This window comes from Pseudomonas sp. MWU16-30317 (assembly GCF_020515695.1).
Classification (GTDB): domain Bacteria; phylum Pseudomonadota; class Gammaproteobacteria; order Pseudomonadales; family Pseudomonadaceae; genus Aquipseudomonas.
Genome location: NZ_JAIWJA010000030.1, coordinates 1 through 595 on the forward strand (window position 1 = coordinate 1; position 595 = coordinate 595).

The 595-nt window shown below is 47.4% G+C and carries 2 tRNA genes and 1 rRNA gene; all 3 read right to left on the minus strand.

From position 1 onward, the window contains the following. Positions 1-255 precede the first annotated feature (255 nt). Positions 256-331: transfer RNA gene (locus LIX93_RS29475), tRNA-Ala, on the minus strand. 30 nt (positions 332-361) lie between these two features. Further along, positions 362-438 (minus strand) — tRNA-Ile (locus LIX93_RS29480). Positions 439-519: 81 nt separating this feature from the next. After that, positions 520-595: ribosomal RNA gene (locus LIX93_RS29485) — 16S ribosomal RNA — on the minus strand; the annotation flags it as partial.

The window sequence follows — 595 nt, forward strand, 5'->3', positions numbered from 1 at the left end:
TTCACTTGACCATATAACCCCAAGCAATCTGGTTATACTGTGAAGACGACATTCGCCGAAAATTCGCAAAACTCTTAAGAGTCACTCACAAATTTTACCTTAGCCTGAATGAACACCAGTGAAAGTGTCATCCAGTCTATCTTTCTATCACATACCCAAATTTTTAAAGAACGATTCTGAAAAAGATCAGAAATCAACACTCAACCATCAATTGATGGAGTGCTCATTTCTAAGCTTTGGCAACGAAGCAGTAAGTGGTGGAGCCAAACGGGATCGAACCGTTGACCTCCTGCGTGCAAGGCAGGCGCTCTCCCAGCTGAGCTATGGCCCCGTATTTCTACAGGCGTTTCCCACACAAAATTGGTGGGTCTGGGCAGATTCGAACTGCCGACCTCACCCTTATCAGGGGTGCGCTCTAACCAACTGAGCTACAGACCCAATTTCGGGCTGCTTCTATCGTCTTCTTCAATGAATCAAGCAATTCGTGTGGGAGCTCATGAGACAGCTGATGTCGTCGATTAAGGAGGTGATCCAGCCGCAGGTTCCCCTACGGCTACCTTGTTACGACTTCACCCCAGTCATGAATCACACCGTG